Raw genomic sequence first — 3,347 nt, forward strand, 5'->3', positions numbered from 1 at the left:
GGTCAGGAAGCCCCACATGAAGAAGATGGTGGTGACCACGGCCAGCGCCTTGCCGTTGGTGACGGCAGGCTGGTTGCCCGGGGAACCCGATGGGCGGGGCGTTGCGGAGATCGGCATGCAGTACGCGCCTCGATGCGCGAAAGGTCGTTGGTGCGTGGAAGGGTGCAATCAGTTCAGGAGCGAAGCATCAATTCAATTCGGACGTGCGGCGCTGCTTTCGCGGATTCGCAACTGTACCGGGGCGACCGTGCGCCGTGGTGGCGCGTCCGGTTCCTCCAGCCGCTGCAGCAGCAGCGAGGCCGCCTGCCGCCCGCGTTCGCGCGGGTCGGCCGTCAGTGTGGTCAACGGCGGCACGGCAACCGACGCTTCGGAAATATCGTCGAAGCCGGTCACCGCGAAGTCACCGCCGGGACGGATGCCGCGCGAGTTCAGGCCCAGCATCAGGCCCAGCGCGACGGTGTCGTTGTAGCAGACCGCTGCGCTCGGCCGATGGCCGTCGACGAACAGTTCATCGGTGCGCGCGGCCGCTTCCAGGCGGTTGGGTGCAGATTCGATCATCCAGCCCGGCGGCAATGCCAGCCCGGCCTCGGCCAGGGCCTGCTGGAAACCGGCACGACGCTGGTGGCAGGAACTCGATGCCGCGTGGCCGCCGAAGAACGCAATCTGGCGATGGCCGCGCTCGATCAGGTGGCGGGTGGCCAGGTAGGCGCCATGCTGGTTGTCCAGGGTCAGGAAGTCCCAGTCGGCGCCCTCCAGTTCGCGGTTGAACAGCAGTACGTTGGCGTTGGCGCCCAGCACCTGCCGCAGCAGCGTGGCATCGCTGCCTTCGGCCGGCGACAGGATCAGGCCCGCAGGCGTGTGTTCCATCAATGTCGACAGCACCGCCTGCTGCCGCTCSGGCGAYTCGCCGGTRCTGCCRAGCAGGGTCACGWAGCCSYKSCCGCCSAGYGCYTCGTCCACMCCGGAGGCGAATTCGGCGAAGAACGGGTTGGACAGRTCGTTGATGACCAGGGCGATGCTGGAGGACGTGCGCCGCCGCAGGTTCGCTGCAGCGCGGTTATAGACGTAACGCTGGCGGCGCAGCTCAGCCTCGACCCGGGCGCGGGTATCGACGTTGACCAGCGGGCTGCCGCGCAGCACCAGCGACACGGTCGCGCGCGAAACGCCGATGGCACGGGCGATGTCGGTCACCGTCACCGCCTTGCCGGAACGCTTGCTGGAACTGTCGCTGTTGTCGTTCATCGTCTTCCCGCACTCCGATGGATGCTCAAGCCTAATGGATCGCGGCCCTGTCGTGCCGTGCCGTTCGCTGGGTTGCCTCGAACGGCACAGCCCGGCTCAGTGCAGCTGGCTGCCCGGTGCCGCGCACCAGGACACCGGCAGGTCCTTGACCGCCGTGCCCCAGCCCTCGGTCGGCGCCCGCCCGTCCAGCGCGAAGCGCAGCTTCGGGCCCTGCTGCAGCTGGCTCCAGCCCAGCCATACCGGGGCATGTGCCTGGCCGTCGACCTGCACGCCCTGCACGTACTGCAGGCGGCGGCCATCGGCGCCAGGTGCCTCGATACGCAGGGTGCGGCCATTGCCCAGCTCGACCTCGACCTTGGCAAAGCGCGGCGTATGCAGCAGGAACTCGCCGCTGCCCGGCACCGCCGGGTACACGCCGATCGCACTGAACAGGTACCAGGCCGACATCGTGCCGAGGTCATCGTTGCCGGTCACGCCGTTGGGTGCATTGGTGAACAGCTGCTGCGCTGCACGCACCACCGCTGCGGTCTTCCACGGCTGGCCGATCAGCGTGTACAGCCACGGCGAATGCAGGTCGGGCTCGTTGTTGGGGTTGTAGCGGAACTGGTTGTAATAGCTGTACGGCCCGACCACCCACTCCTTGCGGGCGGCATTGAGGGGGTCGGCCTGCAGAGCGTCCATGGCGAAGAAAGCATCCAGGCGGCGGCCGGCCTGTTCGCGGCCGTCCATCGCTTCGACCAGGCCCGGCACGTCCTGCTGCGCCAGCCACTGGTACTGCCACGCCGTGCCTTCATGGAAACCGTGATGCGAGCGCGGGCTGTAATGGCCATCGGCCGGTGTGTACCACTGGCCATCTTCGGTACGCGGGCGCGGGAAGCCGGTGAAGCCGGTCTCGGCGTCGCGCACCTGCGGGTCCCATACCTTGCGCCAGTTGCGGCCGCGCTCACGCAGGACCGCCGCATCCTGGGCATGGCCGAGCCCATCGGCCATCTGCGAAAGCGCGCAGTCGGCCAGTGCGTACTCCAGCGTTGCCGAACCACCATGGTGGGGATCGACATCCATGCCCTTGGACGGGAACGCACGGTCGTAGACCACGTAGCCCTTGTCCAGGTAGGTCGGGTTGCCGGAGCGACCGGCAGCACGCGAGTTCAGCGGCGGCGTACCGAACGCATTGCGGCGCAGCGCATCCCATGCCTGCCCTTCGCGGCCCTTGAGCGCACCGAAGCGCCACAGGTCGACCATGAAGGGGGTGACCGGATCGCCGGTCATGATGTTGGTCTCGAAGTTGRCATAGYCCCAGCGCGGCAGCCAGCCGCCCTGCTCATCGATCGCCAGCAGGCTGCGGCCGATGTCGCGCGCCACATCCGGGCGCGTCAGTGCCAGCCACTGGTTCTGTGCACGGTAGGTATCCCACAGCGAGAAGTACTCGTAGTAGGTCCAGCCATCGGCGCGATGGATGCCATCGTCGTAGCCGCGGTAACGGCCGTCGGCATCGCTGCCGGTGAGCGGCTGCAGCAGCGCGTGGTACAGCGCACTGTAGAACACGGTGCGGTCATCGCCATTGCCGCCCTGCACGCGCACGCGTGCCAGCTGCTCACGCCACGATTGCTGCGACAGCGCGCGCATGCGCTCGAAGCCCAGCAGCGCCCCGCCCTGCATGCCCTCGGCGCGCAGGTTGGTGCGCGCACCTTCGGCATCCACATGCGAAATCGCGCTGACGGCGGTGACCGACTGGCCCTTGGCCAGGTCGAAGCTGAGCCACGCGCCATTCGGCTTCTGCTCGCCTTCCATGCTGTGGCGCGCGCCCGGCAGGCCGCCGCCCTCGCCCCAGGTGCCATGCGCCTTGAACGGGCGGTCGAACTCAATGCGGAACCAGGTGGTGTACTGGTGCCCGCCGCAGAAACTCTTGGTGACCAGCTTGCCTTCCACCACGCGGTCACCCACCACATCGACCACGCTGCCGATCACCGAGTGGCGCTCGTTGGCCTGACCGACATTCACCAGCACGTGGCCATCGCCCTGGCGCTGGCTGAAGGTGTAACGCTCGGCAGCTGCGCGGGTGCGCGCGGTCGCTTCGGCGTCGATGCCGCCGTAGCTGGTCAGGC

The 3,347-nt window shown here is 68.1% G+C and carries 2 protein-coding genes; both read right to left on the bottom strand.

Going from position 1 to position 3,347, the window contains the following annotated elements; translation table 11 throughout:
* Positions 1-192 precede the first annotated feature (192 nt).
* Entirely contained in the window at positions 193-1,242 is a 1,050-nt protein-coding gene (locus AC1VAN_RS15950; RefSeq protein ID WP_480986171.1) for a LacI family DNA-binding transcriptional regulator, read from the bottom strand.
* A 96-nt stretch (positions 1,243-1,338) separates the two neighbouring features.
* Positions 1,339-3,347, bottom strand: a 2,009-nt coding sequence (locus AC1VAN_RS15955) for a GH92 family glycosyl hydrolase (RefSeq protein WP_480986172.1), incomplete at its 5' end; no start/stop codon positions are given.

It is taken from the genome of Stenotrophomonas sp. 05L44_2 (assembly GCF_056665995.1).